The organism is Bacillus sp. AM 13(2015), assembly GCF_001518755.1.
GTDB classification, from domain to species: Bacteria; Bacillota; Bacilli; order Bacillales; family Bacillaceae; genus Bacillus; species Bacillus safensis.
Genome location: NZ_LKCP01000089.1, coordinates 1 through 26250, shown reverse-complemented (window position 1 = coordinate 26250; position 26250 = coordinate 1). Strand labels below are relative to the sequence as shown.

Annotated in this window: 27 protein-coding genes; 5 read left to right on the top strand and 22 right to left on the bottom strand. The window is 43.1% G+C overall.

The genetic code is table 11. The annotated features are described in order from the left end of the window. Positions 1 to 5: 5 nt before the first annotated feature. Positions 6 to 1154, bottom strand: coding sequence for a betaine/proline/choline family ABC transporter ATP-binding protein (locus tag AOQ70_RS17050; RefSeq protein WP_039181485.1), 1149 nt, complete (start codon positions 1152 to 1154; stop codon positions 6 to 8). A 268-nt stretch (positions 1155 to 1422) separates the two neighbouring features. Between AOQ70_RS17050 and AOQ70_RS17045 the strand changes: the two genes are divergently transcribed. Then, positions 1423 to 1959 (top strand): GbsR/MarR family transcriptional regulator, encoded by a 537-nt coding sequence (locus AOQ70_RS17045; protein WP_024426065.1) that lies wholly within the window; start codon positions 1423 to 1425, stop codon positions 1957 to 1959. Between the two features lie 55 nt (positions 1960 to 2014). Here the strand turns inward: AOQ70_RS17045 and AOQ70_RS17040 are convergent, their stop codons facing one another. Beyond that, the gene (locus AOQ70_RS17040) at positions 2015 to 2647 is read right to left on the bottom strand and encodes a MarC family protein (RefSeq protein ID WP_047202979.1); all 633 of its coding nucleotides are present in this window, start codon (positions 2645 to 2647) and stop codon (positions 2015 to 2017) included. 118 nt (positions 2648 to 2765) lie between these two features. On the opposite strand from AOQ70_RS17040, the gene AOQ70_RS17035 reads away from it, so the two are divergent. Together AOQ70_RS17035 and AOQ70_RS17030 are read left to right on the top strand one after the other, a co-directional pair. Further along, on the top strand, positions 2766 to 3230 hold the full coding sequence (locus AOQ70_RS17035) for a hypothetical protein (RefSeq protein WP_059377588.1): 465 nt from the start codon (positions 2766 to 2768) through the stop codon (positions 3228 to 3230). A 14-nt stretch (positions 3231 to 3244) separates the two neighbouring features. Further along, complete coding sequence (locus AOQ70_RS17030; RefSeq protein ID WP_039181496.1) at positions 3245 to 3709, top strand: GNAT family N-acetyltransferase; 465 nt, start codon at positions 3245 to 3247, stop codon at positions 3707 to 3709. 23 nt (positions 3710 to 3732) lie between these two features. Here the strand turns inward: AOQ70_RS17030 and AOQ70_RS17025 are convergent, their stop codons facing one another. The 13 genes from AOQ70_RS17025 to AOQ70_RS16960 form a co-directional block, all read right to left on the bottom strand. Continuing rightward, on the bottom strand, positions 3733 to 4014 hold the full coding sequence (locus AOQ70_RS17025; protein WP_039181498.1) for a hypothetical protein: 282 nt from the start codon (positions 4012 to 4014) through the stop codon (positions 3733 to 3735). Further along, positions 4011 to 4379 (bottom strand): hypothetical protein, encoded by a 369-nt coding sequence (locus tag AOQ70_RS17020; RefSeq protein ID WP_059377583.1) that lies wholly within the window; start codon positions 4377 to 4379, stop codon positions 4011 to 4013. Before AOQ70_RS17020 ends, AOQ70_RS17025 begins: the two co-directional genes overlap by 4 nt. Next, positions 4376 to 5773 (bottom strand): hypothetical protein, encoded by a 1398-nt coding sequence (locus tag AOQ70_RS17015; RefSeq protein ID WP_059377576.1) that lies wholly within the window; start codon positions 5771 to 5773, stop codon positions 4376 to 4378. Before AOQ70_RS17015 ends, AOQ70_RS17020 begins: the two co-directional genes overlap by 4 nt. Next, positions 5745 to 6512, bottom strand: coding sequence for an ATP-binding cassette domain-containing protein (locus AOQ70_RS17010; RefSeq protein ID WP_047202985.1), 768 nt, complete (start codon positions 6510 to 6512; stop codon positions 5745 to 5747). Before AOQ70_RS17010 ends, AOQ70_RS17015 begins: the two co-directional genes overlap by 29 nt. 58 nt (positions 6513 to 6570) lie before the next feature. Next, complete coding sequence (locus tag AOQ70_RS17005) at positions 6571 to 6840, bottom strand: hypothetical protein (protein ID WP_058837604.1); 270 nt, start codon at positions 6838 to 6840, stop codon at positions 6571 to 6573. Positions 6841 to 7082: 242 nt separating this feature from the next. Next, complete coding sequence (gene eno, locus AOQ70_RS17000) at positions 7083 to 8375, bottom strand: phosphopyruvate hydratase (protein WP_003212752.1); 1293 nt, start codon at positions 8373 to 8375, stop codon at positions 7083 to 7085. Positions 8376 to 8405: 30 nt separating this feature from the next. Beyond that, on the bottom strand, positions 8406 to 9941 hold the full coding sequence (gene gpmI / locus AOQ70_RS16995) for a 2,3-bisphosphoglycerate-independent phosphoglycerate mutase (protein ID WP_059377572.1): 1536 nt from the start codon (positions 9939 to 9941) through the stop codon (positions 8406 to 8408). Beyond that, positions 9934 to 10695: a triose-phosphate isomerase gene (gene tpiA / locus AOQ70_RS16990; protein ID WP_017359213.1), complete on the bottom strand. Its 762-nt coding sequence runs from the start codon at positions 10693 to 10695 to the stop codon at positions 9934 to 9936. Before tpiA ends, gpmI begins: the two co-directional genes overlap by 8 nt. 30 nt (positions 10696 to 10725) lie before the next feature. Next, positions 10726 to 11910, bottom strand: coding sequence for a phosphoglycerate kinase (locus AOQ70_RS16985; protein ID WP_039181514.1), 1185 nt, complete (start codon positions 11908 to 11910; stop codon positions 10726 to 10728). 213 nt (positions 11911 to 12123) lie between these two features. Next, positions 12124 to 13131, bottom strand: a complete 1008-nt coding sequence (gap, locus tag AOQ70_RS16980) for a type I glyceraldehyde-3-phosphate dehydrogenase (protein WP_012011304.1) — start codon at positions 13129 to 13131, stop codon at positions 12124 to 12126. A gap of 31 nt (positions 13132 to 13162) precedes the next feature. Next, the gene (locus AOQ70_RS16975; RefSeq protein WP_039181517.1) at positions 13163 to 14200 is read right to left on the bottom strand and encodes a sugar-binding transcriptional regulator; all 1038 of its coding nucleotides are present in this window, start codon (positions 14198 to 14200) and stop codon (positions 13163 to 13165) included. Positions 14201 to 14509: 309 nt separating this feature from the next. Continuing rightward, the gene (locus AOQ70_RS16965; protein ID WP_059377608.1) at positions 14510 to 15883 is read right to left on the bottom strand and encodes an amino acid permease; all 1374 of its coding nucleotides are present in this window, start codon (positions 15881 to 15883) and stop codon (positions 14510 to 14512) included. Positions 15884 to 16021: 138 nt separating this feature from the next. Beyond that, the gene (locus tag AOQ70_RS16960; RefSeq protein ID WP_039181526.1) at positions 16022 to 17215 is read right to left on the bottom strand and encodes an ornithine--oxo-acid transaminase; all 1194 of its coding nucleotides are present in this window, start codon (positions 17213 to 17215) and stop codon (positions 16022 to 16024) included. Between the two features lie 209 nt (positions 17216 to 17424). Here AOQ70_RS16960 and AOQ70_RS16955 point away from each other — a divergent pair, with 209 nt between their 5' ends. Continuing rightward, positions 17425 to 18870, top strand: coding sequence for a sigma-54 interaction domain-containing protein (locus AOQ70_RS16955; protein ID WP_059377570.1), 1446 nt, complete (start codon positions 17425 to 17427; stop codon positions 18868 to 18870). Between the two features lie 27 nt (positions 18871 to 18897). Here the strand turns inward: AOQ70_RS16955 and AOQ70_RS16950 are convergent, their stop codons facing one another. Both AOQ70_RS16950 and rpoN read right to left on the bottom strand, forming a co-directional pair. After that, positions 18898 to 19635, bottom strand: a complete 738-nt coding sequence (locus AOQ70_RS16950; RefSeq protein ID WP_058837601.1) for a FadR/GntR family transcriptional regulator — start codon at positions 19633 to 19635, stop codon at positions 18898 to 18900. A 172-nt stretch (positions 19636 to 19807) separates the two neighbouring features. Continuing rightward, a complete protein-coding gene (gene rpoN, locus AOQ70_RS16945) occupies positions 19808 to 21106 on the bottom strand; it encodes an RNA polymerase factor sigma-54 (protein WP_039181533.1) in 1299 nt (432 codons plus the stop codon). Positions 21107 to 21176: 70 nt separating this feature from the next. On the opposite strand from rpoN, the gene yvfG reads away from it, so the two are divergent. Beyond that, positions 21177 to 21392, top strand: coding sequence for a protein YvfG (yvfG, locus tag AOQ70_RS16940; RefSeq protein ID WP_024423509.1), 216 nt, complete (start codon positions 21177 to 21179; stop codon positions 21390 to 21392). 21 nt (positions 21393 to 21413) lie between these two features. On the opposite strand, the gene AOQ70_RS16935 is transcribed toward yvfG, so the two are convergent. The 5 genes from AOQ70_RS16935 to nikB are packed head-to-tail and all read right to left on the bottom strand — an operon-like array spanning position 21414 to position 26223. Further along, a complete protein-coding gene (locus tag AOQ70_RS16935) occupies positions 21414 to 22739 on the bottom strand; it encodes an MATE family efflux transporter (RefSeq protein WP_059377567.1) in 1326 nt (441 codons plus the stop codon). A 60-nt stretch (positions 22740 to 22799) separates the two neighbouring features. After that, on the bottom strand, positions 22800 to 23615 hold the full coding sequence (gene nikE / locus AOQ70_RS16930) for a nickel import ATP-binding protein NikE (RefSeq protein ID WP_039181539.1): 816 nt from the start codon (positions 23613 to 23615) through the stop codon (positions 22800 to 22802). A 13-nt stretch (positions 23616 to 23628) separates the two neighbouring features. Continuing rightward, positions 23629 to 24444, bottom strand: a complete 816-nt coding sequence (nikD, locus tag AOQ70_RS16925; RefSeq protein ID WP_180272444.1) for a nickel import ATP-binding protein NikD — start codon at positions 24442 to 24444, stop codon at positions 23629 to 23631. Positions 24445 to 24448: 4 nt separating this feature from the next. After that, on the bottom strand, positions 24449 to 25282 hold the full coding sequence (gene nikC / locus AOQ70_RS16920; protein ID WP_039181542.1) for a nickel ABC transporter permease subunit NikC: 834 nt from the start codon (positions 25280 to 25282) through the stop codon (positions 24449 to 24451). Next, positions 25279 to 26223: a nickel ABC transporter permease subunit NikB gene (nikB, locus tag AOQ70_RS16915; protein ID WP_039181545.1), complete on the bottom strand. Its 945-nt coding sequence runs from the start codon at positions 26221 to 26223 to the stop codon at positions 25279 to 25281. Before nikB ends, nikC begins: the two co-directional genes overlap by 4 nt. Positions 26224 to 26250 lie beyond the last annotated feature (27 nt).

Here is a 26250-nt window from a genome sequence, read left to right as displayed (position 1 = left end):
CTCCCTTAATTCATTTCAGTGACAGCCGCCGGCGTATCGTCTCCCCAAATGGAGTCGTACACAACATCTACAAGACTTGCACGTGTCACAATGCCTTTTAAGTGCCCTTCTGCATCCACAACCGGTACATATTTAATGCCGCGTATTAAGATTTTCCGGACAGTGTCTCTTAGAAGTGCGCCTTCTTGTACGGTATAGAACTCTGTATTTAAAATATCACCAACGAAAGCTGCTTTTCTGCGGTTCGCATCGATTGTTTCAATGTCGATATAGCCTTTTAGCACATGATGTTCATCTACTACAAGCAAGGAATCGACCCGCTTTTCTCTCATGATGTAGATGGCATCTGTTAATGTTTTTTCAACTGTAATGGTGACTGGTGACGTGTTCATCATTTGTTCTACACGTTCCATATTCGGATTTGATTGAAGCAGACGTTCTTTTCCGATGAATTCTTCTACGAATTCATTGGCAGGGTTCCGCAGAATATCGTCAGGCGTACCTACTTGGACAATCTCTCCATCTTTTAAAATCACAATTCGATCAGCTAGTTTAATGGCTTCGTCCATGTCATGTGTGACGAATACGATGGTTTTATTTAACGTTTTTTGCAGTTTCTTAAATTCTTCCTGCAATGAATCTCGAGTGATTGGATCAAGTGCGCCAAACGGTTCATCCATGAGGATCAGAGGGGGTTCCGCTGCTAGTGCGCGAAGAACACCGATGCGCTGCTGCTGTCCTCCGCTGAGTTCATGAGGGTAGCGTTCTAAATATTCTGGTCCCATGTCGACAAGCTTCAGCAGTTCACGTGCCCGTTCTTTTCGTTTTTCTTCCGGCCATTTTAACAGCTTTGGAACAAGTGAAATGTTTTGTGCGATGGTCATATGGGGGAACAGTCCAATTTGCTGAATGACATAGCCAATTTCTCTTCTTAATTGAACTGGATCTTTTTTCATAATATTTTCTCCCTCGATGAAGATGTTTCCTGAGGAAGGTTCGATGAGTCGGTTGATCATCTTCATGGTTGTTGTCTTACCACAGCCACTCGGTCCAATAAAACAAATAAATTCTCCTTTTGCTATTTCTAAATCAATATTTTTGACAGCTTTTTTTCCGCCTTTATACGTCTTAGATACATTCTCTAGTTTCAGCAAATGAGACACCTCCATTAGTCGGATTAATATTTTCAGAAAATTTACACCTTATTTATTATAGTGCAAACTTTATAAAATAAAAAGTTTATGATGTGTTTGTATTGCATAACATTTATTTAAAATTTTCAGTTAACGTCCTGCTAGATAGAGATCTCTCCTTTTTCCTCCAAATTACGAGCAAATACTCAATATTTATTGTTTTCATCAACAAACAGGTATATGATATATTGTGTTACAAATTGTCAGTCGTGAAGGGATGAATCGGGGAGTGGACAAGCAAGCGTTAGGCGCCATTCAAAAAGCACAGGATCATTATATTGAAAAAGCTGCCGAGAACATGAATGCCTTTGGTCTTTCTTCTACAGTAGGTAGAGTGCTTGGTATCATTCACATGAACCGTAAACCAATGACGCTTGGAGAGCTATCAGAGGCGACAGGCATGAGCAAAACGAGAATGAGTCAAGTCGTTCGAGAAATGCTCGATTTGAATATTGCGGAAAAGGTTTATGAAAAAGGAATACGTAAAGATCTTTATGACGTTGAGCAAGATCAATACCAAACGTTTATTTCCTTGTTTGCAGCCAATTGGTCCCGAGTTGTCAGCAAAAACCGCAAAGCACATAAGAAAACGTGCAAGGAATTGCTGGAATTGCTTGAACAGGACGACCTGCCAGAAGAGACAGAGGATAAAATCAATCTGCTTCTTTCAGAAATCAAGGAAAGTCTTGATTACTATGATTGGATTAGCCGCTTAATTGAATTCTTTGAGAGTGAAGAAGTATTTAAGCATGTGCCGAAACCTTAAAAAAAGCTGTTTTATTTTACATCATTGTAGAAAAAAACAGCTTTTTTATATACACTTATGACATAAACATCGGAAACATCCCTTTTAAGCCCGCACCAATCATTTCAACTGCCACTACAGCAAGAATTAATCCCATTAAGCGCGTCACGACATTCATCTCTGTTTTCCCCATTTTTCGCATAATGAAACTTGAATAATGAAAAGCATAAAAGGTCATCGCCAGTACGATGACAATGCCGATTAAAATCGCAAACATGTGAAGCATCCCTTGACTTCCCGGGGTTAAGCTCATCACTGTAGCGATTGTACCGGGACCAGCGATGATCGGAATCGCCAGCGGCGTAACGGAGACATCCGCCTTTTCTTTGCTTTCTGCCTTTTCCTCAGAATGAGGATTTTGGACATGTGACTCCTTTGCATTCAGTAAATTGTAAGCGATACCAAAAATGAAAATACCTCCGGCGATGCGGAGAGCATGAATATCGATCCCAAACAATTTGAAAATGAGCCTCCCTGCCAATAGAAAAGCAACCAAAATAATGAAAGAGACCACAATGGCTTTTTTGGCTGTTTGGGAGCGTTCTTTCTCTGTATATCCCTCTGTTAAGGTAATAAAAAGAGGCACGTTTCCAATAGGGTTTGATACAGCAAATAATGAGACCACGACATGAATCATAAAGGAAATCAACAGACACCCTCCTTTTTTCATAGTGTCTGCCAATCTGATGTGAATATTCCCTTGTGATGTTAAAACCTGTATATATTTAACCGATGATAATAAAGGTTTAAAGAAAGGGGAATGACACATGAAGAAAACGATCACCATCATCCTTCTATGCGCTGTGGTTTTAGGAGCAGCCGGCTGGATTGTTTGGCAGCAGCAGTCCATCCAAGCAGCAGAGGAAAAACATCAGCAAGAAAGCAAAACGAACACTGAGCAGCTTTCGAAGTTAAAATCAAATCAAGCAGATTTGAAGCATAAAAACGAAGATCAAAAAAAGAAACTGTCTACCATCACGAAAAAGCTCAAAAAAGAAAAGAAAGCCTATCAAAAAGAAGTCCAACAGCGTAAAGCGCTTGAGGCAAAAATCGACCAGCTTCAAAAAGAGCTGACAGCAGCGAAAGCCACTGCTCAAGCGAATAAGCAGACTTCACAGACTCCAAGGAAAACAACTGTCAAAAAAGACCCAAATGTCACCCACAATCCGCCTTCACAATGGGTACAGGATCAATATGATTGGGGTGTGAAACAAGGATATATTAAAGAATAGAAAGGATGAAAAACATGATACAAATTCGGCCATTGTCAGGTGATCATTCTGTCCCTATGGATCTTTTACTCTTAGCTGATCCTTCAAAGGAAAAGGTACTTGAATATGTGCAATCCGGTTCTTGTTATGCCGCTTATCATGAACAGGACGTGATTGGTATCTATGTGCTTTTATCTCTGTCTCAGCAGACAGTCGAAATTATCAACGTCGCCGTGAAGGAATCATGGCAAGGAAAAGGAATTGGAAAGCAGCTGATCCGCCATGCCATTTCTGAAGCGAAAGCCTCCGGCTTTCACACGATTGAAATCGGCACAGGTAACTCGAGTATCCAGCAGCTCGCACTTTATCAGAAATGCGGCTTCCGCATGACATCTATTGACCACGATTTCTTTCTTAAACATTATGATGAACCGATTTTTGAAAATGGCATTCAGTGTATGGATATGGTACGGCTCTCACTCACTTTGCAAGCAGACTGATGTTTTGTTCCGTCTGCTTTTTTTTATGTTCTGCGCTTTTTCACCACATGCTTCACATATTGAATAAAAAAATAGAGCACGGCGCCAGCTAAAAAGCAGACCACACATCCAAAGAGCGTCGCCTCTGAACTGAATTGATACTCTTCAATTTTCATGATATAAAATGGCATGCCAAACATTGATGGACTTGATTCAACATGATTGACCTCTAGCAGCAGTAAAAAAACAGGGGTCATAAACACAGCAAATACATACAGCATCGCAAGTGTTAAACCGCTGGAAAACGAATGAAATACTTTAATCATCTCTTTCTCTCCTTCATCTCTTTTAAACTGGCTGTGATATTTTTCCCGTCTGGGCAAGCTGGATGCAGCATCACCGTATTTAGTAAAGAAAAAAACAGCAGTTGATGACTTACCGGATGCTTCCATATCATAAAAAGCACAATCGAACAAAGCACCGGAAAGAGCGGGCCTGCAAGTGCCACGATCATATTGAAGCTCGGCCGGACAAATTTCTCATGGACGACCGCCACATGCTTCCAATCAATCGTTATCACAAAATCAAAGAGCGGTCTTTTTTCAATTTTGTTACACACCATGATCATCAGCATATGACCGAGTTCATGTATCAGCACAACCGCTAGGAAACTACACACAAGCTCTATCATCGCAAGACAGGCCTCTTTAACATGACCGCATAAATACAGCTAAAAAATGCAAGTGAACCTAGCAGATAGGCGGTGGCGAGAAGATACACATCTGTTGAAAGCCACTTCAATAAAAGCATATCGATGAAGCTGAATACAGCAATCATCATTACGATGACAAACAGTTTATTAAACTCACTGATCTTCACGATAAATCCGGTACAGGCCGCCATGACAGTGATCAACAAAATGGACAAACTTGCAAGGACATGGCCTTCACTTTCAATGCCTATCACCATAGATGCAAACCCAATAAACACAAAATATATCAACAAATTAATAGCGTAATAAAATAAAATTCTCGACAACAAATAAGCGCCCTTTGATGTATTTAACATAAAGATGGCCCTTTGATTCATATGATATTCTCTGCCAATCATCAGCGGAAGCATGATCAATATTTCCTTTAACGCATACTGAACAATAAAGGCATACAGCCAGCCGATTTCTACCGGTGTAAAAACAAATGGCAGCCCCGCCGTTAAACAAACGAGAAATAAAAACAAAATGCCCTGTTCTTTAAAAACAGCTGACCGGCTGAAATAGACCAATTCCTGCCGCAGGTGCGTTAGAAAGGAAGATTGCGTTCTGATTTTCTTATAAGAAAACGACTTCACCTCTGTTTTCAGCTGCAAAAACATCCAATGGACATAAGAAGCCGCTAACCCCTTCAGCCATAGCCAGCCAGCGCTTAGAAGGAGCATTAGAAATATGAGATAGACTGATGGCCATACGCGGATCATCTCCATTGCTTTTTGCAAAAGGAGAAACACCAATAGATTCAGCACCGCAAAGCCGAGCGTTTGCAGCAGCAAATGCTCTTTTGTTTTTGATACGAAATGGCTCACAGCAATCCGCATCACCATCCAAGAAGCAAGTGCAAGCAGCACCAATACACAGCAAGTCATGCACACAACCGTTATCCAATACAGAGATGGCGTAACACCGCTGATCAAAAGGCCTAATACAATCGGTAAAAAAAGCAGTCCAACCACGAGGAAACAAAAGAGCATCGGAAAGAAATATACACAAAGGACAAATGGCACACTTTGTATCGCACTATTCAAAAAGTAGAATTGATATTCCTGGCGCTTTAATTTATTGCGGGATAACACAATGCCTACGCTTAAAAGTAAAAGCGTCATTTTCATCAATTGGAGGTATAGAGCAGCCGGCTCGCTTTCTCCTGCCTGCATGAAAAAGCGCAGGCTGATAACGACGTATATCGCATACATGAGCAAGAAAAAAGCCGCGGCTGCGAGAAGCTGTATAGGGTACTTTTTTGCGAGCTGCTTGACTTTCGCTGTCAGCATCCCCCATTCTATTTTATGAAGAACGTGTCGTGTCCAGATCATTGAGTAACCTCTCCACCTGCATATAGTAATCTCGATTCACTTCTTTATAAATCTCTTCAAGTGCCTGATGAGGAAATGTCTGATTCGTTTCTTGGCGGGACATATCCAGCTTGACGTCTCCATTTCTCAAGATCATGAGATGGTCATAAAGCGTATCACCAAAACTCAAATGATGGGTTGAAATGAGAATGCCAGCGCCTTGCTCTCTCAGCTTCATGAGCACCTTTTTTAAGATGATCATCATATCTGGATCAAGTCCGTTCGTTGGCTCATCAAACACATAATAATCACATGGCCTGAGGAGCTGGGAAATGATCTGCGTTTTCTTTTGATTGCCATGAGACAGCTGAGCGATAGGCTGATCCATATACGACCCCAGCTCAAACAGATCAATAAACGTCTCTTCCCGTGTGACATCTTGCTCATTTGGCAGCTGAAGTAATTGAAAGTATTCCCTCGGCGATAAATAATCGAACAACGAATGGTCATCAGGAATATAGGAAACATGTTTTTTCAATAAGGAGATATGTTCTGAGGATTGAAGGTTCAGCTGTTTACCATGTAAAGTGACGCATCCTATAAATGGCGTCAGCCCAAACATGGATTGGATCATCGTTGTCTTTCCCGCACCATTATGCCCCAAAAGCAGTAGCATCTGCCCTTTCTCGACACTTATTTGAATATTGCGGAGAGAGAAGGTGCGGCTATATGTTTTTTCTTTTAATTGTAATGTCAGCATCATATCCCTCCGTTTGATTCAGATAGAACAGATGACCTTGCATCTGTTCTCATCCCTGTTAATAACCACACTGGATTTTAACGTACATGCCTAATAATTTGAACTCTCCTAAAAATTTCGAGCCCTGTCCAAATGTCTTGCATGCCCAAATCAATGCTCCAAGTGAAATAATGCCCAATATAGCGGCAAGGACATAAATCCAAAATGCGTTTTTCTGTACATTCTTAGAAGTTAGAATTCGTTGCTTCCTTTCATCATATGCCGCCAATAGGTGAAGAACATACATATACACACCTACTGGAAAACGAAGGCCAAAAGGATTCAGCATCTCATCACCCCCTAATATATGTAAAATGATACCACCCCCTTACAGAAAGCATAAGTTCATTTCAGATCATATTTTTAGACGAATTTTCATGATTTAGTGCTTATAAATGGAGGGGATGTTGACTTCTTCTCTAACTGAAGGAGGAGGTTTTACAGAAATAGGATAAGTCAAATGAATTAGCCAACAAAAAAAACGCTGCGTCCCGATCTCATAAAAGAGTGGAACGCAGCGCATAGCTGACATTATTTATTCAAGTTATAGAATGTTGCAATGCCGTGATATTGTGCTGTTTCAGCCAATTGATCTTCGATGCGAAGTAATTGGTTGTATTTCGCCACACGGTCCGTACGAGACGGAGCACCTGTTTTGATTTGTCCAGCGTTTGTTGCAACAGCGATGTCTGCAATTGTGCTGTCTTCAGTTTCACCAGAACGGTGAGAAATAACAGCTGTGTATCCTGCGCGTTTTGCCATTTCGATTGCATCAAATGTTTCAGTTAATGTACCGATTTGGTTTACTTTGATCAGGATTGAGTTACCAACGCCGTTTTTGATTCCTTCAGAAAGCTTCTTCGTATTTGTAACGAACAAGTCGTCTCCTACTAACTGAACCTTGCTGCCAAGGCGCTCAGTTAATAGTTTGTGACCTTCCCAGTCGTTTTCATCAAGGCCGTCTTCGATAGAGATGATTGGGTATTTCGATACCATATCTTCATACCAGTCAACCATTTCAGCAGATGTTTTCACAACACCTTCGCCTGATAAATGATATTTACCGTCTTCTTTGTTGTAGAACTCAGAAGATGCAGCATCCATTGCAAGTTTCACTTCTTCACCTGGTTTGAAGCCAGCTTTTTCGATCGCTTCAACGATTGTTTGAAGTGCTTCTTCGTTAGAACCAAGGTTTGGAGCGAATCCACCTTCGTCACCTACAGCTGTGTTTAAGCCTTTTGCACTTAATACAGATTTCAGGCTATGGAAGATTTGAGCGCCCATGCGAAGTGCTTCACGGAAGTTTGGAGCACCTACAGGCATAATCATGAATTCTTGAATGTCTACGTTGTTATCCGCATGCTCTCCACCGTTGACGATGTTCATCATCGGTACTGGAAGCGTTTTGGAGTTGAATCCACCAAGGTATTGATAAAGTGGAATTTGTAAGAAATCAGCAGCCGCACGTGCTACAGCGATAGATACGCCAAGGATTGCGTTTGCGCCTAATTTCCCTTTGTTTTCTGTTCCGTCAAGTTCGATTAACATTTTGTCGATCGCTACTTGTTCTGTTACATCAAAGCCTAAAAGCTCTGGTGCAATGATTTCGTTTACGTTGTTTACAGCTGTCAGAACACCTTTTCCAAGGTAACGGTCTTTGTCTCCGTCACGTAGTTCTACTGCTTCATATTCACCAGTAGAAGCACCACTTGGAACAAGCGCACGGCCAAAGCCGCCAGATTCTGTGTAAACTTCTACTTCAACTGTTGGGTTACCGCGAGAGTCTAATACTTCGCGTGCATATACGTCAACAATGTATGGCATTTTTAATTTCTCTCCTTTTGAATCAATTTGTTATTTTTGAATCAATGATGTTCCTGTCATCTCTTTTGGTTTTTCAAGACCAAGTAAGTCTAAAAGCGTTGGAGATAGATCGGCTAAAATGCCGCCTTCTCTAAGCGTCGCACCTTTTTTCGTCACGATGACTGGCACAGGATTCGTTGTATGTGCAGTATGCGGCTTTCCTTCTTCGGTAATTAGCACGTCTGCGTTACCGTGGTCTGCCGTGATGATGGCATGTCCGCCTTTTGCCAGGATTGCGTCGACTACAGCTCCTAAGCACTCATCTACTGCTTCAATAGCTTTGATTGTTGGCTCAAGCATACCTGAATGACCAACCATATCCGGGTTAGCAAAGTTCAGAATGATCGCATCATGCTTGTCAGCATTGATGTCTGCAACAAGTGCATCCTTTACCTCATAAGCGCTCATTTCCGGCTTGAGGTCATAGGTTGCCACATCTGGTGAATTGATTAAGATGCGGTCTTCACCAGGAAATTCTTCTTCACGGCCACCGCTCATAAAGAACGTCACGTGAGGATATTTCTCTGTTTCAGCAATCCGCAGCTGTTTCAATCCGTTTTGAGCAAGCACTTCTCCTACTGTGTTATCCAAATTCACTGGTTTGAAGGCAACATAGCCGTCAACCGTTTCACTGAAGTGTGTGAAGCAGACGAAGTGTAAATTCCTCGGATGAGCTTCTCCGCGGTCAAACGAGCGGAAATCTGCATTAGTGAAAGTGTTCGAGATTTGGATGGCACGGTCTGGACGGAAGTTATAGAAAATCACAGAGTCGCCGTCGTTTACTTTGGCAACCGGCTCACCATTTTCTCTCGTAATGACAGATGGAATAACGAATTCATCGTAGATTCCATTTTCATAGGAGTCATCAACGACATCATAGATGTTTTGATAACTTGGGCCTTCACCATACGCCATCGCGCGGTACGCTTTCTCCACACGATCCCAGCGTTTGTCACGGTCCATTGAGTAATAGCGTCCAGAAAGTGTTGCCACTTCACCGACACCGATTTCTTTGATTTGTTCTTCCAGCTGTTTTAAGTACACTTTGGCTGTCTTCTGACCAACGTCACGTCCGTCCAAGAAGCCATGAATGTATACTTTTGTTAAGCCTTCTTTTTTCGCCAGCTTCAGCAGGGCAAAAAGATGCTGGATGTGACTGTGCACACCGCCGTCTGACAAGAGACCAAATAAATGAAGCGCCTTGTCATTCTCTTTTGCATAAGTCATTGCATCTAGGAACGTTTCGTTTTTCTCAAATTCCCCATCACGAATGGCAACATTCACTCTTGTTAAGCTTTGATACACAATGCGTCCTGCACCGATGTTCAAATGCCCCACTTCAGAGTTCCCCATTTGACCTTCTGGGAGACCTACTGCCTCACCTGAAGCCGTTAAGGTTTGATGCGGAAATTCGTTCCAGTAGCGGTCAAAGTTCGGTTTTTTTGCTTGTGCGACAGCGTTACCGACTGTTTCGCCTCTTAAACCGAACCCGTCTAAGATGATTAATGCTGCTGGTTTCTTACTCATATTGACCTTCCTCCAATAATTGAACGAAAGACTGAGGTTCTAAGCTTGCGCCGCCTACCAAAGCACCGTCAATATCGGATTCTGCCATATATTCTTTAATATTTGCAGGCTTCACGCTTCCGCCATATTGAATGCGAAGGCTGTCTGCCGCTTCTTGACCAAATTCGCTTGCAACGGTTTGGCGGATGTGTGCGCAAACATCGTTTGCATCTTTCGCTGTAGAAGATTTTCCTGTACCGATAGCCCAGATTGGCTCATAGGCAATCACAGATTCAGCCACTTGCTGCTTCGTTAAACCAGCTAGTGCTTTCTTCACTTGATCAGCGACAAGTTCATTTGTTTTGCCAGCTTCACGCTCTTCAAGCGTTTCACCTACACAAATAATTGGAACGATGCCATGCTTGAATGCAGCATGTGCTTTTTTGTTCACTGTTTCATCTGTTTCAGCAAAGAATTCACGGCGCTCTGAATGCCCAATCACTGAATAGCCGATGCCTAGATCTTTTAGAGCAGCAGGGCTGATTTCACCAGTGAATGCACCATTTTCTTCAAAGTGCATGTTTTGTGCACCAATTTTAAGGTCTGTTCCGTTTGATAGGCTGTTTAGCTTTTCAAGGAAAAGAGCTGGCGCACAGACAATGGATTCCACTTTGTCAGGAGATGGAATAGATGACTTAACTTCTTCAACGAAGCTGACTGCTTCGCCAAGTGTTTTGTTCATTTTCCAGTTCCCAGCTATAATTGGTTTTCTCATGATTGACACTTCCTTATAGCAGTTTTGGTCTTATTTATCGTTTAATGCAGTAACACCAGGAAGTTCTTTGCCTTCCATAAATTCAAGTGAAGCGCCGCCGCCTGTAGAAATATGGCTCATCTGATCGGCAAGACCAAATTTCTCAACAGCTGCTGCTGAATCTCCACCGCCAATGACAGAATATGTATCTTTTGCTTCTGCCAGTGCTTCTGCGATTGCTTTTGTTCCTTTAGCGAATGCATCGATTTCAAATACACCCATTGGCCCGTTCCAGACAACAAGTTTGCTGTTTTTAATAACGTCAGCATACTTTTCTCTTGTCTCTGTTCCAATATCAAGTGCTTCTAGATCACTTGGAATTTCAGAGATTGGCACAATGCTTGTATTCGCATCATTTGAAAAGTCGTCGGCTACCAGAACATCTGTTGGAATCAGGAAGTTCACGCCTTTTTCTTTTGCACGGTCCATAAAGGATTTCGCTAAATCGACTTTGTCTTCTTCTAATAGAGATTTCCCTACCTCGTGGCCAAGTGCTTTCACAAATGTGTAAGCAAGTCCGCCGCCGATGATGAGGTTGTCTACTTTATCAAGAAGACTTTCAATCACACCGATTTTATCCTTTACTTTTGCGCCGCCGATAATCGCTGTAAATGGGCGATCAGGATTTGAAATGGCTTTTCCTAACACCTCAAGCTCTTTTTGCATGAGGAAGCCTGAAACAGCCGGAAGATAAGCTGCAATACCTGCTGTCGATGCATGTGCACGGTGTGCAGCACCGAACGCATCATTGACATACACATCGGCTAAATCAGCAAATGCTTTTGATAATTCAGGATCGTTCTTTTCTTCACCAGGATAGAAACGAACGTTTTCAAGCACTAGCACATCTCCTTCTTTTAAGTCAGAGATTTGCTTTTTCACGTTGTCGCCGTAAGCTTCATCTGCTTTTTCCACTTCTTTTCCAAGAAGCTCTTGCAGACGTTTTGCCACAGGTGTCAGACGCAGTTCTTCAGTAACTTGACCCTTCGGACGACCCAAATGACTAGCTAGCAGTACCTTTGCGCCTTGTCCTGTTAAATACTCAATCGTTGGTAATGCTGCGCGGATACGAGTATCATCCGTCACTTCTCCGTCCTTCATTGGAACGTTAAAATCTACGCGGCAGAACACAACTTTACCTTTTACGTCAATGTCTTTTACTGATTTCTTATTCATGCTCGTCAGGAGATCCTCCTTTATTCTGGTTTCCTTACGCGTTGGACAAGACTCTCTTTATCCTTTTCCCATTTTGCCCTCATCAAAACGAGAAATCGTGCAGAACGGATAAAAACAGAGAAAAAGGGAAAGGGATGCTTCCCCTTCCCTTGTCCGTCTTCATTATATCGTGTCTCTAGGAAAGAACCAAGTGAGTTCCTTCAGTGTGAGAAATTAAAGACCTTGTTTTGCAATGTAAGCTGCAAGGTCAACAACGCGGTGAGAATATCCACTCTCGTTATCGTACCAAGAGATCACTTTCACCATGCTGCCTTCCATCACCATTGTAGAAAGAGCATCGATTGTTGAAGAGTTTGCATTACCATTGTAGTCACCAGATACTAATGGCTCTTCACTGTAGCCAAGGATTCCATTAAGTTCTCCTTCAGCTGCTTCTTTAAGTGCTGCATTTACGTCTTCAGCTGTGACATCTTGGTTTAATTCAGCAACAAGGTCAACTAAAGAAACGTTAGGTGTTGGAACACGCATAGCGCCACCGTTTAATTTACCTTTAAGTTCAGGCAATACAAGTGAAACAGCTTTCGCAGCACCTGTAGAAGTTGGGATGATGTTTTCCGCAGCTGCACGAGCACGACGGTAGTCTTTGTGCGGAAGGTCAAGAATTTGCTGGTCATTTGTGTATGAGTGAACAGTTGTCATCATACCGCGTTTGATACCAAATTTATCGTTAAGTACTTTTGCAAATGGAGCTAAGCAGTTTGTCGTACAAGATGCATTAGAGATGACATCGTGGCTAGCTGCATCGTATTTGTCTTCGTTTACACCCATAACGATTGTGATATCTTCTTCGTTAGCAGGAGCAGAAATGATGACTTTTTTAGCGCCAGCTTCTAAGTGTTTCGCAGCGTCTGCACGTTTTGTGAAGAATCCAGTAGATTCAACAACGATTTCTACGCCTTGTTTACCCCAGCTTAATTTCGCAGGGTCACGCTCAGCTGATACTTCGATTGTTTTACCGTTCACTACTAAGTTTGTACCGTCTACAGAAACCTCTGCATCTAGTTTTCCGTGAACAGAGTCATATTGTAAAAGGTGTGCAAGCATGTTAGCATCTGTTAGATCGTTAACCGCTACTACCTCAACTTCAGGATTATTTAATGCTGCACGAAATACGTTACGTCCAATACGTCCAAATCCGTTAATACCGACTTTTACTGCCATGATGTTTCCTCCTTTTATAGGTCACAATGTTTTATATTGAGGGATCAATTGACTCCCTTAATAACTCTTTTGCGGCTCCTTCGTCTGTGACGAGAACCGTTCGGCGTGGTTTTTTGAAATAAGCTTCAATCGCCCCCGCCTTTGATGATCCACCTGCAACAGCAATGATGTGTGGAATGCTTTCTAGATCATCTAGCTGCATGCCGACGGAGTGCACTTTGTGTACGACCTCACCATCACGATTAAAGTAATAGCCAAAGGCCTCTGTCACTGCGTCATGCTCATCAATCTTTTTTAAATCTTCAGCTGGTGTATTTCGTCTCATCGCCATTGTTTTTGCTTCACCAATACCATGAATGAGCATCGTGGACGATTTAATCGTTTGAAGCACTTCTTTGACGGACGGCTCTTCAATAATGGAAGAGTATGCACCTTCTGACAGCTGTCCTGGAACAAACAGCAGTTTGTAAGTACCGGAAGCTTTTTCAGCCATGTGGGCACAAATGGTGTTTGCCTGATTTTTTACATTCTCCCCAAGACCGCCTCTTGCAGGGACAAACATCATATCGCGGTTTTTAGCATCAGGGGTCATCATTTCGGCAACGGCTTCCATCGTCGTTCCGCCAGTGACGGCGACGATATTATTTCCAGTAAACCTTTTTTTCATACATTGGACAGCAGCTCTTCCCATTTCTTGCTTCACCCACGGGGATTCGTCACTGTCACCAGAAACGATAATGACTTCTTCCAGGCCTAACTTTCTCTTTAGTGTATTTTCCAAAAAGGTTAAACCTAAAACGTCCTTCATCATTCCTTCAAGCATTTCAAGCAAAGCGTGACCCTCACTCGTCAGCATCATGCCGCTCGTTTTGACATCCAGCAGATTTTGTTCTTTTAAAAACTGAACTTCAGCGCGTAAGATACGCTCACTGAGACCAAGACTCGTCGCAAGACTTCTGCGGCCAATTGGTTCAGCTAATCTGATGTACTGCAAAATGTCGTAGCGTTTTTGCATAACAATGAGAAGATCTGGCAATAATTTTTTTTGAGCTTCCAATAAACGATTCATGGCTAACGACCCTTTCTTTTCACGTTGGACTAAAAACGTCCCACTGTGACAAAAAACGTCCCGCCACAGCCAAAAAAAATCAATCCCTGCTTTCTTTAATTATTTTAACAGGATAATCTTGCATTTTCAACTCTTAGAAACACATTTAGACAAAAAATAGACACATTTTCACCGAAAGCCTGCTTGTCATCAAGGTTCTTGCGATGATATTTCTTTTCAAAATATTTATTTCCCTTTATATAGAATGAATAGACGATTGAAAATGTGCATGCTGGTGATATCAGCATGCACATTTTTTTCAGGACCTGCTTATGTTTTTGTGATGGTTCCAAGCTGTTTTGCCTCTTCCTTCGGTTTGATTTTAAGATAATAAATGATGTAGCAGGCGGCCATGAACGGGATTCCGCAATAAAGGCCGATCCGCTGATCCTCGATAAAAAATAAGCTGATGAGGACGATGCCAAATGCGATAAAGCCTGCTAATGGAACAAATGGATAGAGCGGTGTTCGGAAGACGAGATCCTTTACATCTCCGCCCTCCTTTATGAATTGTTTTCTAAAGAAATACTGAGACAAGCAAATGGACATCCACACCACAACAAGGACCATACCAGAAATAGAAATGAGCCATACATACACCGTTTTTGGTGCTACAACACTTGTAAGAAGAGATAGTGCAGATACACCCATTGTCACCAATAATGCATTGATCGGAATTTTACGCTTGGACAGTTTTTTCGTAAAGTCGGGTCCTTTTCCGTCTTTCGAAAGCGCCCAGAGCATACGCGATGATGCATATAACCCAGAGTTTGCTACAGATAAGACGGCTGTGATGATGATAAAATTCATGATATCTGCAGCATATGGTATGCCGACCTTGTCCAGCACGACGACAAACGGACTGTCAACGGTGCCTGCTGTCTGCCACGGAAGAAGAGCGGCCAGAACCGCAATGGATAAAACGAAGAAGACCATCGTTCTCCAAATAATATTTCGTATAGATCGCGGCAATGTTTTTTCAGGGCTTTCACTCTCTCCTGCTGCAATCCCTACAAGTTCTGTTCCTTGAAAGGAGAAATTGACCGTGACCATGGTTAATAAAATAGCAAAAACACCGTTAGGAAATAGTCCGCCATGATCCGTCAAATGACGAAATAGAGGGGCTGGTTCTCCATCTTTCAGATGAATCATTCCGAAAATTGCGCCAATTCCAATGATAATAAATAATAGGATGGCAGCGACCTTAATGGCTGAAAACCAAAACTCGGTTTCAGCGAAGCTGCGAGCTGAGATGGCATTCACGGCAAATAAAATCACACTAAATGCAAGACACCACAGCCAAACAGGGATATCCGGGAACCACCTTTGGAGCAAAATGCCTGCTGACGTAAACTCCAGTCCAATTGTACATGCCCAGCTAAACCAATAAAGCCAGCCGATCATAAAGCCTGTGGACGGGCCTATATATTTGGTTGCATACTCTTGAAAGGAACCCGCTGTCGGCATCGCCACTGCTAATTCTCCAAGACAGAGCATCACCAAATACATTAACAATCCGCCAATGATAAAGGAGAGAATGGCTCCCCCAGGTCCAGCCTGATGGATAATGAGTCCTGATCCAAGGAAAAGACCAGTACCAATGACGCCGCCTAAGGCAATCATAAAGAGATGCCTGCTTTTCATGGAACGTTCTAGTTCATTATGCTGTTCTTGCTTCAAATCCGCTTCCCCACTTTCACTCTTCTATTCATCATCCTTTGACAAAATTCGCTGTTCGTGGAAAGAGAAAGGGAGAAAGTGATGGTTCTCCCCCTTTGACATTTATGCTTGAAATAATGCTTCAATATGACCAATCGCCCAGTCTAAATCTTCTTTAGAAATAGTGAGAGGCGGTGCAAAGCGGATGACGGTCTCATGGGTTTCCTTACATAACAGTCCTGCTTGTTTCAGCTTCTCACAATAAGGTCTCGCAGCCTCTGTCAGCTCCATGCCGATAAATAATCCGCGGCCGCGCACTTCCTTGATAACAGGACTTTGAATGCGAGACAGTTTGTCTTTTAAGTATTCGCCAAGCTCCATAGAACGCGCTGCAAGGTTTTCGTCGATTAAGACATCTAGTGCAGCCAGCGACACCGCACACGCAAGAGGATTGCCGCCAAAGGTAGAGCCGTGAGACCCAGGGTTAAACACGCCTAATATATCGCGGTTTGCTACTACACACGAGATTGGGAATACACCGCCGCCTAAAGCTTTCCCAAGAATCAGCATATCTGGCTCAATGTCTTCCCAGTCGCATGCAAACATCTTGCCTGTTCGCGCTAATCCGACCTGAATTTCATCTGCAATGAACAGCACATGTTCCTGTTCACAAAGCGCCTTCGCTTCCTTCAAGAAGCCCTCTGGCGGCATGACAATTCCCGCTTCCCCTTGAATAGGCTCAATCAGAAAAGCCGCTGTTTGTGGTGTGATGGCTTCACGTAACGCTTCAATATCTCCGTAAGGAATCAGTTTGATGCCTGGAAGCATTGGACCGAAACCTCTTTGATATTCTGCTTCAGAAGAAAGGGAAACAGCCGTCATCGTTCTGCCATGGAAATTTCCGACGCACGCAATGATTTCTGCGCGATTGTCTTCGATTCCCTTGACGTCATAGCCCCAGCGTCGTGCTGCTTTTACAGCTGTTTCTACAGCCTCAGCTCCAGTATTCATAGGGAGTGCCATCTCTTTATTCGTCAGTTGACAAATTTTCTCATACCATGGTCCAAGCTGATCATTGTGAAAAGCTCTTGAAGTCAGTGTCACACGGTCTGCCTGTTTTTTGAGCGCCTCAATAATGCGGGGATGGCGATGGCCTTGGTTCACTGCGGAATACGCACTCAGCATATCCATATATCGATTGCCTTCAGGGTCTGTCACCCAAACTCCTTCAGCCTCTGAAATCACAATTGGCAGCGGATGATAGTTTGCCGCACCGTATTGTTCCGTTTGTTGAATCAATTCATTTGTCTGTGTCATCGTCTATTCCTCCTTCTATAAGCTAGCCTTTTTCAAATTAGGTTCATCTACACACATATGATATGCAAGGATTGTGCCAACTTTCTGCCTGCATCATGGCGCTGATTGTAAAGGCTATTCATGCAAAATATATTTGCACCTGCAAATTTTTTTAGAGGAAACCGCAAAATTTTTCATGTAAAATAGAGGTAACGTCTGGAGGTGCCGCAATGAAAGAAGATTCGTATACTGCAAAGCTGGCAAATGAGATTGATCTGTATAAGCAAATGCTCGATTTAATAGATGTCGGGGTTCATGCAATTGACGAGAATGGCAATACTGTTGTTTATAATAAAAAAATGATGGAGATTGAGTCTTTGAAACGCTCTGATGTTCTCCATAAAAATGTATTAGACCTCTTCGTCTTCCAAGACGAAATGCACAGTACGCTCGTCCAAGCGCTGCGCACTGGGAAACAAACCGTTCATGCAAAGCAGACGTATCATAATTACAATGGAAAAGAAATCACAACGATTAATCATACATACCCGCTCGTTCGAGATGGCCTCATCCAAGGAGCGGTTGAAATTTCGAATGATGTGACCAAGCTGGAACGGCTGATTCACCACAATATGAAGAAAAAAGGAAGCACACGCTTTACCTTTGATTCCATTATTGGACAAAGCCCTGCGTTTTTAGAGGTGATTGAGCATGCAAAACGAGCAACACGCACCTCTTCCTATGTGCTCATTGTGGGAGAAACAGGAACAGGAAAAGAACTATTTGCTCAAAGCATTCATAACGGCAGCAGCCGGTCATCTGGACCATTTATTACCCAGAATTGCGCGGCACTGCCTGATAATCTCATTGAAAGTCTGCTCTTTGGCACACAAAAAGGGGCTTTTACCGGCGCAACTGATCAGCCCGGTTTATTTGAACAGGCGCAGGGTGGTACACTTCTGCTTGATGAGATCAACTCATTAAATCCTGGTCTTCAAGCAAAACTGCTGCGCGTATTACAGGAGAAGCGGGTGAGAAGGTTAGGCAGCACAAAAGAAATCGCTGTTGATGTAAGAGTCATTGCTAATATGAATGAGGACCCTGTTGATGCGATCGCAGGCGGACGCATGCGCAAGGATTTATTTTATCGGTTAGGTATTGTCACCTTATTTATTCCGCCGCTTTCTGAGCGAAAAGAAGATATTCCTACGTTTGTCAGTCATTTTATTCAAAAATATAATGAGCTGTTTCAAATGGAGGTGAAGGCGGCTGATGAAGAGGTACTAGCCCTTTTTCAAGCGTATGATTGGCCGGGGAATGTACGGGAACTGGAGCATGTGATTGAAGCGGGGATGAATATGATGATGGATGAGGATTACTTAAGCATGCATCACCTTCCATATCATTTTAGATTTAAACAACATAGGGAAAGCCGTCCTGCAGCGCAATTACAGACGAATCCTTTGCAGCATACCGCAGCAGCTGACACGTTTATTTATACAAGCCCAGAACATACGACTGATTTTCAAACCCAGATGGAACGATTCGAAAAACAATACATCGTCCATTACTTAGAAAAAATGGACGATAATATTTCACAGACTGCAAAGATATTGGGCATGAGCAGGCAAAGTCTGCAATATCGCATGAAGAAACTGCATATTTCTCGTTCATAATAGAGCTGTGCCCTCATTCGGCACAGCTTACTGTGGTTCTGACTGTCCTGCCGGTTCTTGACTCACATCACTCAGCAGTTTTTCTACATTTTTTAAATGCGTGAGCATCGCCCTTTCTGCTTCTTCTGGCTGTCTTGCCATAACAGCTTTGTAAATGTGTTCATGTTCTTTGTAAAGCTGCCGAATGGAGGCTTTCCTTGAAAACAAGACGACTTTTCTCGTTTCCCGCATTGTTTCTACCAGCAAGGTGGAGACCTGATTCATTAACGCCTTTAATAAATCATTCTTTGAGGCTTTGGCTAAAGCAAGATGGAAGGAGAGGTCTGCCTCTTCACCAATTTCTTTATGTGCTTCTGCGAGTTTCATTTGTTCGAGTGCCTCACGCAGCTGATGAAGGTCATCGTCCGTTCGCAAAAGCGCTGCCTTTTTGACAGCACCCGTCTCAATAATGGTTCTTAATTCAAGGAGCTGCGTGATATCATGCTGCTTCATCAAAAATGCAGGAGACAGACTAAATGTGAGCTGCTCAGGATCGAACTGCTTCACATACGTGCCTTCCCCTTGCTTCATCTCTATTAATCCGATCGCTTTAAGAGCAGACAGTGCCTCTCTTACAGCGGAACGGCTGACTTGAAAGCTTTCTGAGAGCGCTTGAACCGAATCTAATTTTTCCCCTGGAAGAAGCTCACCTGTACGAATGGATTCAATTAATGCATCCGCAATTTCTTCATATATTTTTTTCGTTTTGATTTGTTTATATTTCAATTGGTCTCACCTCATCACTGTTGTCTATCCCTATCGGCTCATGCCCTATCTTATACTTTACCCCAAAATTTCAGATCACACGTCTCCCCTCTTTAATTTTCAAGAAATCTTCGAGCTGCCTTGCTTTCAACAAAAAAAGAAGCACGTGCCATGTTCTGGCAAGTACTTCTTTTTAATCGTAGCGCTTCCTTAGTGTTGAGGCTGGAAGATTCATTTGTTCGCGATATTTTGCAATGGTTCTGCGCGACACGCGGATGCCAAAGGTTTGCTGAAGCAGCGTCATGATTTGCTGATCTGAATACGGCTTTTTCTTATTTTCCGTTTGAATGAGCTCTGCAATATGCGTTTTGACTGTGTAGCTGGACGCCTCTTCTAGCGAATGCCCTTCTAATTTTGCTTGGAAAAATTGTTTCATTTCCATGAGACCATAAGGGGTTTGCACCATTTTCCCTTTTACAGTACGGCTGACTGTTGACTCATGGACTTGCAGTATATCTGCGATCCGCTTCATAGTAAGCGGTTTCATTTTATGTTTCCCTGTTAGGAAAAAATCCGTCTGATGTGAGATAATCTCTCGAACGACATGAGTCATCGTTTGCTTTCTTTGCCTCAGCGCTTGGACAAGCCAATTGTACTGCTGCTCTTTTTCCTTTAAATACGTGTATGCTTCGTGCCGCTTTTGGTCTTGAATCATGGCGAAGTAGCCTTCATTCATTTCAACGTCTGGAAAAGCGCGCTGATTTAGCTCAAATGTGATGTGATCCTGCACCACAGTAATCGTCACATCAGGCTCGATATACACATGCTCTTCATCAGATGAGAAATGAAGGCCTGGTCTTGGTTCAAGCTGAGACACTTCATCTTGTACCGCTTGGAGTGTTTTCATTGAAACACCTGTTTTCGCCGCAATTTCCTTCCAAGCCTTTCTGGCAAAAAGAAAGAAATGCTCTTCGATGATCAGCTCAGCTTCATACCAGCGCTCCTTTTTTCTTCGCAGCTGAAGGAGAATGCATTCCTGCAATGATCTTGCGCCAATCCCGGCAGGCTCTAGTGATTGCAGCTGATGAAGGATGGCTTCTACTTCTTCAGCTGGCACCTTTAAGACAGCTGCCATTGCGTCGATCGGTTCATTTAGATAGCCATTGGAATCAATGGACTCAATCATAAAATGAAAGATTCTTTGATTCTTTTCACTTAAATTCAAATCAATCGCCTGTCTTTTTAAAAACATTTGCAGGCTTTCTTTTTGATGCGTTCGATACGGCTCTGTCATTCGTTCTTGTGATTTTTTATGATAAACTGGTTGATAGCTGTCCGTGTCTTTCCGCTCAATCAGAGGGTTCTCAAGCGCTAACTGGTCAAGATACTCGCCGAGCTCTGCGCAATTCAGCTGCAGCAGCGTAATGGCCTGCCTGAGTTCTTGTGTGAGCACCTGCTTTAATACCTGTTCTTGTTGCAGTTTAAGGCTCATTGTCTCCCCTCCCTCTCATCATTTTACATGAAGATTGACGGACCGTATATACGAAATAGGAGTGATTTCTATGTCTGAACTTTTTTCCGTTCCATACTTTGTCGACAACTTGAAACAGCACATCGCCATGAACCAAAATGAAGACAAAGTTCATGCGATGAATGCCTATTACCGCTCAGTGGTGTCAACGCTTGTTCAAGACCAGCTGACCAAAAATGCGGTTGTATTGAAGCGAATTCAGCATCTTGATGAAGCCTATCAAAAGGTGAAAAAAGAAAGCGAATGAACGAAAAAGAACACCCTTTTGTCAAGATGACAAAGGGTGTTTATCATATGCAAAAAGCTTCTGATCCAGCCTCGATTTATACATCATTAAAAAGCCAGACCGCCCTACAGTATAGATGATAAAGGCAAACCATAGGCCATGATTGTGCCAAATGGGCGTGACCACGGTTTGAACTACGATAAACAAAATCATTGCAAACAGCATCGAATTTCTAACAGGGGCAATTTCTGTCGCACCTGTAAATACGCCGTAAATGACCAAACCGAAACAAGCCGCAAACGGATAAAGTACAAGCCAGTCCGCATAGCGTAATGTCACGTCAAGCAGCTGAGGGAGATTTGTAAACAGGCTCAATATCGGCTCTTTTAATAGAAAATAAACCGCCGCAATGACACATGCCATAACAAGTGCCCACTGCCTTGAAAGGGTTAAAGTTTTTTCATAAAGAGAACAGTCATTTGCACCAACTGACCGCCCAACAAGGATGCTGGACGCATTGGCAAAACCATCGAACAAATAAGCCATGATGTAGTGAATTTGAAATAAGATAGCATTAGCTGCCAGCAGCTCCGTACCAAAAGAAGCCCCTTTTGCCGTAAACATGTTGATGACCACTAGCAGACAGATCGTCCGGATAAACAAATCTTTATTCACATGAAACATTTTCTGCACTGCGTGAGTATCCATGATTTTCTTAATGGAAGGCATCTGGAATCCGTTTGACGAATGCTTCATGATGATCCATGCCCCTAACACAAAAGCGGTTAGTTCAGACATCAATGTCGCAGCCGCAACTCCTTTGACCGCAAACGAAAACACATGAACAAGCAGAAATGCAAGCGCCATATTCATGACATTGATCAAGATTTGTAAAGAAAGGGCTTCTTTCATTTTTGCCATCCCCATCAGCCAGCCCAATATGACATAATTCATTAAAGTAAAAGGCGCTCCCCAAATGCGAATATGAAAATAGTCTGCGGCAAATTGACGGACATCAGCATCAGGAGAGATCACTAGAAAAGCAGATTGAATAATCGGCCATTGCAGGGCAATAAAACAAAGTCCGACGATGATGGCGACGAAAAAAGGTCTTAGAAAAGCAAGAACACCCTGCTCCTCATTCTGCGCCCCGTTTGCCTGGGCGGCAAAAGCAGATGTACTTACCCGCAAAAAACCAAACAGCCAATATAATGTACTGAAAATGAGACTGCCGACCGCAACGCCTCCAATATAAGCAGGATTTGCGAGCTGACCGACAACCGCTGTATCAACAGCTCCAAGTAAAGGAGTGGTCATCGTTGAAATCGTTAAAGGAATGGCCAAAGCTAAATACGCTCGATGGTTCACGACGCCACCTGCCTTTCATGAAAAATAGCCTCTTCTCAAAGAGGCATTGATAATAAAGCTTTACCGAACCGGTCTGCCAATCGTTCGTGACAAAGGATGGTCTGCGAGCATTGCATCTCTCATTTTCCGCACCGCTTCCTCTTCTGATGAAAAGAATTCTTCCTTTGATTGAAATTGGGCGACAAGCTTTCCTTGATCAAGAATCGCCAATTGATCACTTAAGTGATAGGCTGCTGTCATATCATGTGTAATAAATAAGTAAGCCACACCCAGCTCCTTCTTTAATTCTACTAATAAATCTAAAATGACAGCCTGTGTGACCATGTCTAAGCTGCTGACAGATTCATCAAGTACAATGAGCTTTGGCTGGAGCAATAAAGCTCTAGCAATGTTGATCCTTTGCAGCTGGCCGCCGCTGAATTGGTGCGGATATTTAGACAAATCTTTTTCACTGAGCCCGACTCTTTCCAACCAATGAATCAGCACGTTTTTACGTTCCTTTCGGCTCATGGTTTCATAGTTTTCAAGCGGTTCAGATAAAATTTGTTCAACTGTCCATCTTGGATTTACCGCCGAATAGGAATCCTGAAATACCGCTTGCACATGCCTGCGAAAATGCTTACGTGTTTGCTGATCTGCACGATAAACATCCTGACCTTCAAAAAGAACCTGTCCAGCTCTTGGTTTCTCTAAACCAAGTATGATGCGGCCAAGTGTACTTTTTCCTGCACCGCTTTGTCCCAGCAGTCCAAGGCAAGTGCCTTCTTCAATGTTCAAATCGACGCTTTTCAGGACAGGGGCTGCGCCTTTATTTCTCATTAGAAACGACCGGCTGTTGTATGCATGACTGACTGCTTTCACTTCTAATAAATGCAAGGGCCTTCTCACCTCAAATCGGGCAAACAGCTGGGATAGATGGACGAGCTGCTAATAGTTTTTTTGTATAATCATGCTTTGGTTGTTCAAAAAGTTCAAGAACTCCTGCCTTTTCCACAATTTCTCCTTGTTTCATGACGACAACTTGATCTGCCATTTCAGCAATGACACCAAGATCGTGGGTAATGAGTAAAATGGCCGTTCCATAGTTATGACGAATTTGGTTCAGATGCTGAAGCACCCGTTTCTGATTGTGTACATCTAAAGCAGTTGTCGGCTCATCTGCAATGATGAGGGGCGGGTGCATACAGGCAGCCATGGCGATCATGACACGCTGCAGCATCCCTCCGCTTAATTCAAAGGGGTATTTGTTGAACAGTTCGTCTGGCTGCGGCAGATTCATTTGCGCTAAAGCATCCATTGCCTGTGCTCGTGCCTTCTTTTTACTAACAGCAGAATGCCGGCGGATGGTTTCAACCAGCTGATGGCCGATTGTCCATACCGGCGTAAAACTGTTCATTGGATTTTGCATAATATATGAGATGTCTTTGCCTCGAATGGACCGCATATTCTTTTCACTTATACCGATCAATTCTCGTCCCTGTAATGTGATACTGCCAGTGACTTCAGTTGTTTTTCGATCAAGCATACGTAAGATCGACATACTTGTAACTGTTTTCCCGCAGCCGCTCTCACCAATTAATCCAAGGATTTGACCGCGCTCTACTTCAAACGATACTTCTTGAATAAGAGGGGTTGTCCCTTGAGGTGTTTTCGTATGCACATGCAGGTTCTCTATTTGTAAAATGGGCTCTTGCACATTGATCATTCCTTTACACACGGCGTTTGATACCATATTTCTCTGAAAGGGCTTCTCCTAGTAAATTAAACAGAATCACCACAGTCATGATCACAAGACCCGGGTACAGCATCAATTGAGGATTCGTTTGAATATACGATTTCCCTTCATGAATCATTGCTCCCCATTCAGGCATAGGAGGCTGAACCCCTAATCCGAGGAAAGACATCGCAGAAATGTCCATAATCGCCCAGCCCATTTCGAGTGTTCCAATGACTGCTAATGGCGGCAGGACATTGGGAATCATATGCTTTCTCATGATGTTCCAGTGCGAGGTCCCACTGATTTTTGCAGCTGCAATAAAGTTCTGTTCTTTTAAACTGAGCACCATCCCTCGGAAGACGCGGGCATAATACACCCATTGCACAAGCATCAAAGCAAGTACGACTTGAGAAAGTCCCGGACCGAAAATGCCGACTAACCCAAGGATCAGCACCAGGTTTGGAAATGCCATGACACCGTCACAGATTCTCATCAAAACATGATCAATCCAGCCGCCTTTGTATCCTGAAAACAGGCCGACAATTAAACCAATGAATAACGAAGAAAGAAAGATTAATAACGCACAGCCGAGCGAAACACGCGCACCATATAAAATACGAGATAAATTGCACCGCCCTAATTGATCTGTTCCAAGAGGATACTCCCACGAAGATCCCTTTAGCTTCATCGCTAGATTGACAGCTGCCGGATCATGCGGGGCGATCCATGGCGCACATATTGTCACAATCAGCAGGAGACCGAGCAGCAGAGCGCAGATCGAGATCATCTTTTGATGAGAGAAAAGATGTTTTACTTTTGTCATCATTGCTGGCGGCCTTCCTTTCTAGAAATACGAGGGTCAATGATCAATTGAATCAAGTCAACCATCAAACTGCTCAAGATAAAAATACAGGCTGACATGAGGACATAAAATTGAATGACTGGCAAATCACGGTTAAAGATCGCTTCAATAAAAAAGCGGCCAAACCCCGGCCATGAGAAAACGGCCTCTACAATAATGGTTCCGGTTAACAGCTTGCCGAGGTTCACCCCAAGTCCGGTCAGCATCGGCGATATCGCGATTCTGAACACATGCTTGAACATGATCGATTGTTCCTTCAATCCTCTCATTCTCGCATATTGAACGAAAGGTTCTTGAAGCGCCTCACTCACACTTGAACGTAACAGCCTTGTATACGTAGCAATTAAAGGGACTGCCAGTGTGATCGACGGCAGGATGAGATGCGCCCATGTTCCGACCCCTTCAACTGGTAAAAGGTCGAGCTTCACTGAAAAAAAGAAGATGAGCAAATACCCCAAAACAAACGTTGGGATAGATGCTCCTAAGAAAGAAATGAGCCGGCTCACATGATCAACGGCACCATTTTTCCTCATGCCGCTGAAAAAGCCGAGCGGAATGCTGACACAAATAGCGATCAGCAGACTGGTCAGTGCCAATTGAATCGTCGCCGGTATTCGATACATCACCTCATCAACGACAGGCTGATTGGACATATACGACCGGCCGAAATCAAGATGAATGACTTTTTCAATGGTATGAAGATATTGCATATAAAATGGCTCATCTAAGCCAAATTCACTTCGTTTTTGCGCTAATATTTCATCCGTAGGCTGGATATGAGCCGCTGCTAAATATGCCTCAGCCGGGTCAACTGGCGAAAGGTGAATCATACCAGTTGTGAGCAGTGTGGCTAATAAAAATACAGGAATAATTGATAGCAATCGTTTGACGATATAGCGGCCCATTTCCTTACCTTCCTTCTGTTACTTCAG

Coding starts and splice junctions, on each gene's coding strand:
- AOQ70_RS16985 (WP_039181514.1), bottom strand. CDS start 11,910: ATGAATAAGAAATCAGTAAAAGACATTGACGTAAAAGGTAAAGTTGTG.
- gpmI (WP_059377572.1), bottom strand. CDS start 9,941: ATGAGTAAGAAACCAGCAGCATTAATCATCTTAGACGGGTTCGGTTTA.
- gap (WP_012011304.1), bottom strand. CDS start 13,131: ATGGCAGTAAAAGTCGGTATTAACGGATTTGGACGTATTGGACGTAAC.
- AOQ70_RS16965 (WP_059377608.1), bottom strand. CDS start 15,883: ATGAAAAGCAGGCATCTCTTTATGATTGCCTTAGGCGGCGTCATTGGT.
- AOQ70_RS17025 (WP_039181498.1), bottom strand. CDS start 4,014: ATGATTAAAGTATTTCATTCGTTTTCCAGCGGTTTAACACTTGCGATG.
- AOQ70_RS17005 (WP_058837604.1), bottom strand. CDS start 6,840: ATGCTGAATCCTTTTGGCCTTCGTTTTCCAGTAGGTGTGTATATGTAT.
- tpiA (WP_017359213.1), bottom strand. CDS start 10,695: ATGAGAAAACCAATTATAGCTGGGAACTGGAAAATGAACAAAACACTT.
- yvfG (WP_024423509.1), top strand. CDS start 21,177: ATGTCTGAACTTTTTTCCGTTCCATACTTTGTCGACAACTTGAAACAG.
- AOQ70_RS16975 (WP_039181517.1), bottom strand. CDS start 14,200: ATGAATCGTTTATTGGAAGCTCAAAAAAAATTATTGCCAGATCTTCTC.
- AOQ70_RS17010 (WP_047202985.1), bottom strand. CDS start 6,512: ATGCTGACATTACAATTAAAAGAAAAAACATATAGCCGCACCTTCTCT.
- rpoN (WP_039181533.1), bottom strand. CDS start 21,106: ATGAGCCTTAAACTGCAACAAGAACAGGTATTAAAGCAGGTGCTCACA.
- nikB (WP_039181545.1), bottom strand. CDS start 26,223: ATGGGCCGCTATATCGTCAAACGATTGCTATCAATTATTCCTGTATTT.
- AOQ70_RS17035 (WP_059377588.1), top strand. CDS start 2,766: ATGAAGAAAACGATCACCATCATCCTTCTATGCGCTGTGGTTTTAGGA.
- AOQ70_RS16955 (WP_059377570.1), top strand. CDS start 17,425: ATGAAAGAAGATTCGTATACTGCAAAGCTGGCAAATGAGATTGATCTG.
- AOQ70_RS17030 (WP_039181496.1), top strand. CDS start 3,245: ATGATACAAATTCGGCCATTGTCAGGTGATCATTCTGTCCCTATGGAT.
- AOQ70_RS17020 (WP_059377583.1), bottom strand. CDS start 4,379: ATGATAGAGCTTGTGTGTAGTTTCCTAGCGGTTGTGCTGATACATGAA.
- AOQ70_RS17015 (WP_059377576.1), bottom strand. CDS start 5,773: ATGATCTGGACACGACACGTTCTTCATAAAATAGAATGGGGGATGCTG.
- AOQ70_RS16960 (WP_039181526.1), bottom strand. CDS start 17,215: ATGACACAGACAAATGAATTGATTCAACAAACGGAACAATACGGTGCG.
- eno (WP_003212752.1), bottom strand. CDS start 8,375: ATGCCATACATTGTTGACGTATATGCACGCGAAGTATTAGACTCTCGC.
- nikD (WP_180272444.1), bottom strand. CDS start 24,444: ATGATCAATGTGCAAGAGCCCATTTTACAAATAGAGAACCTGCATGTG.
- nikC (WP_039181542.1), bottom strand. CDS start 25,282: ATGATGACAAAAGTAAAACATCTTTTCTCTCATCAAAAGATGATCTCG.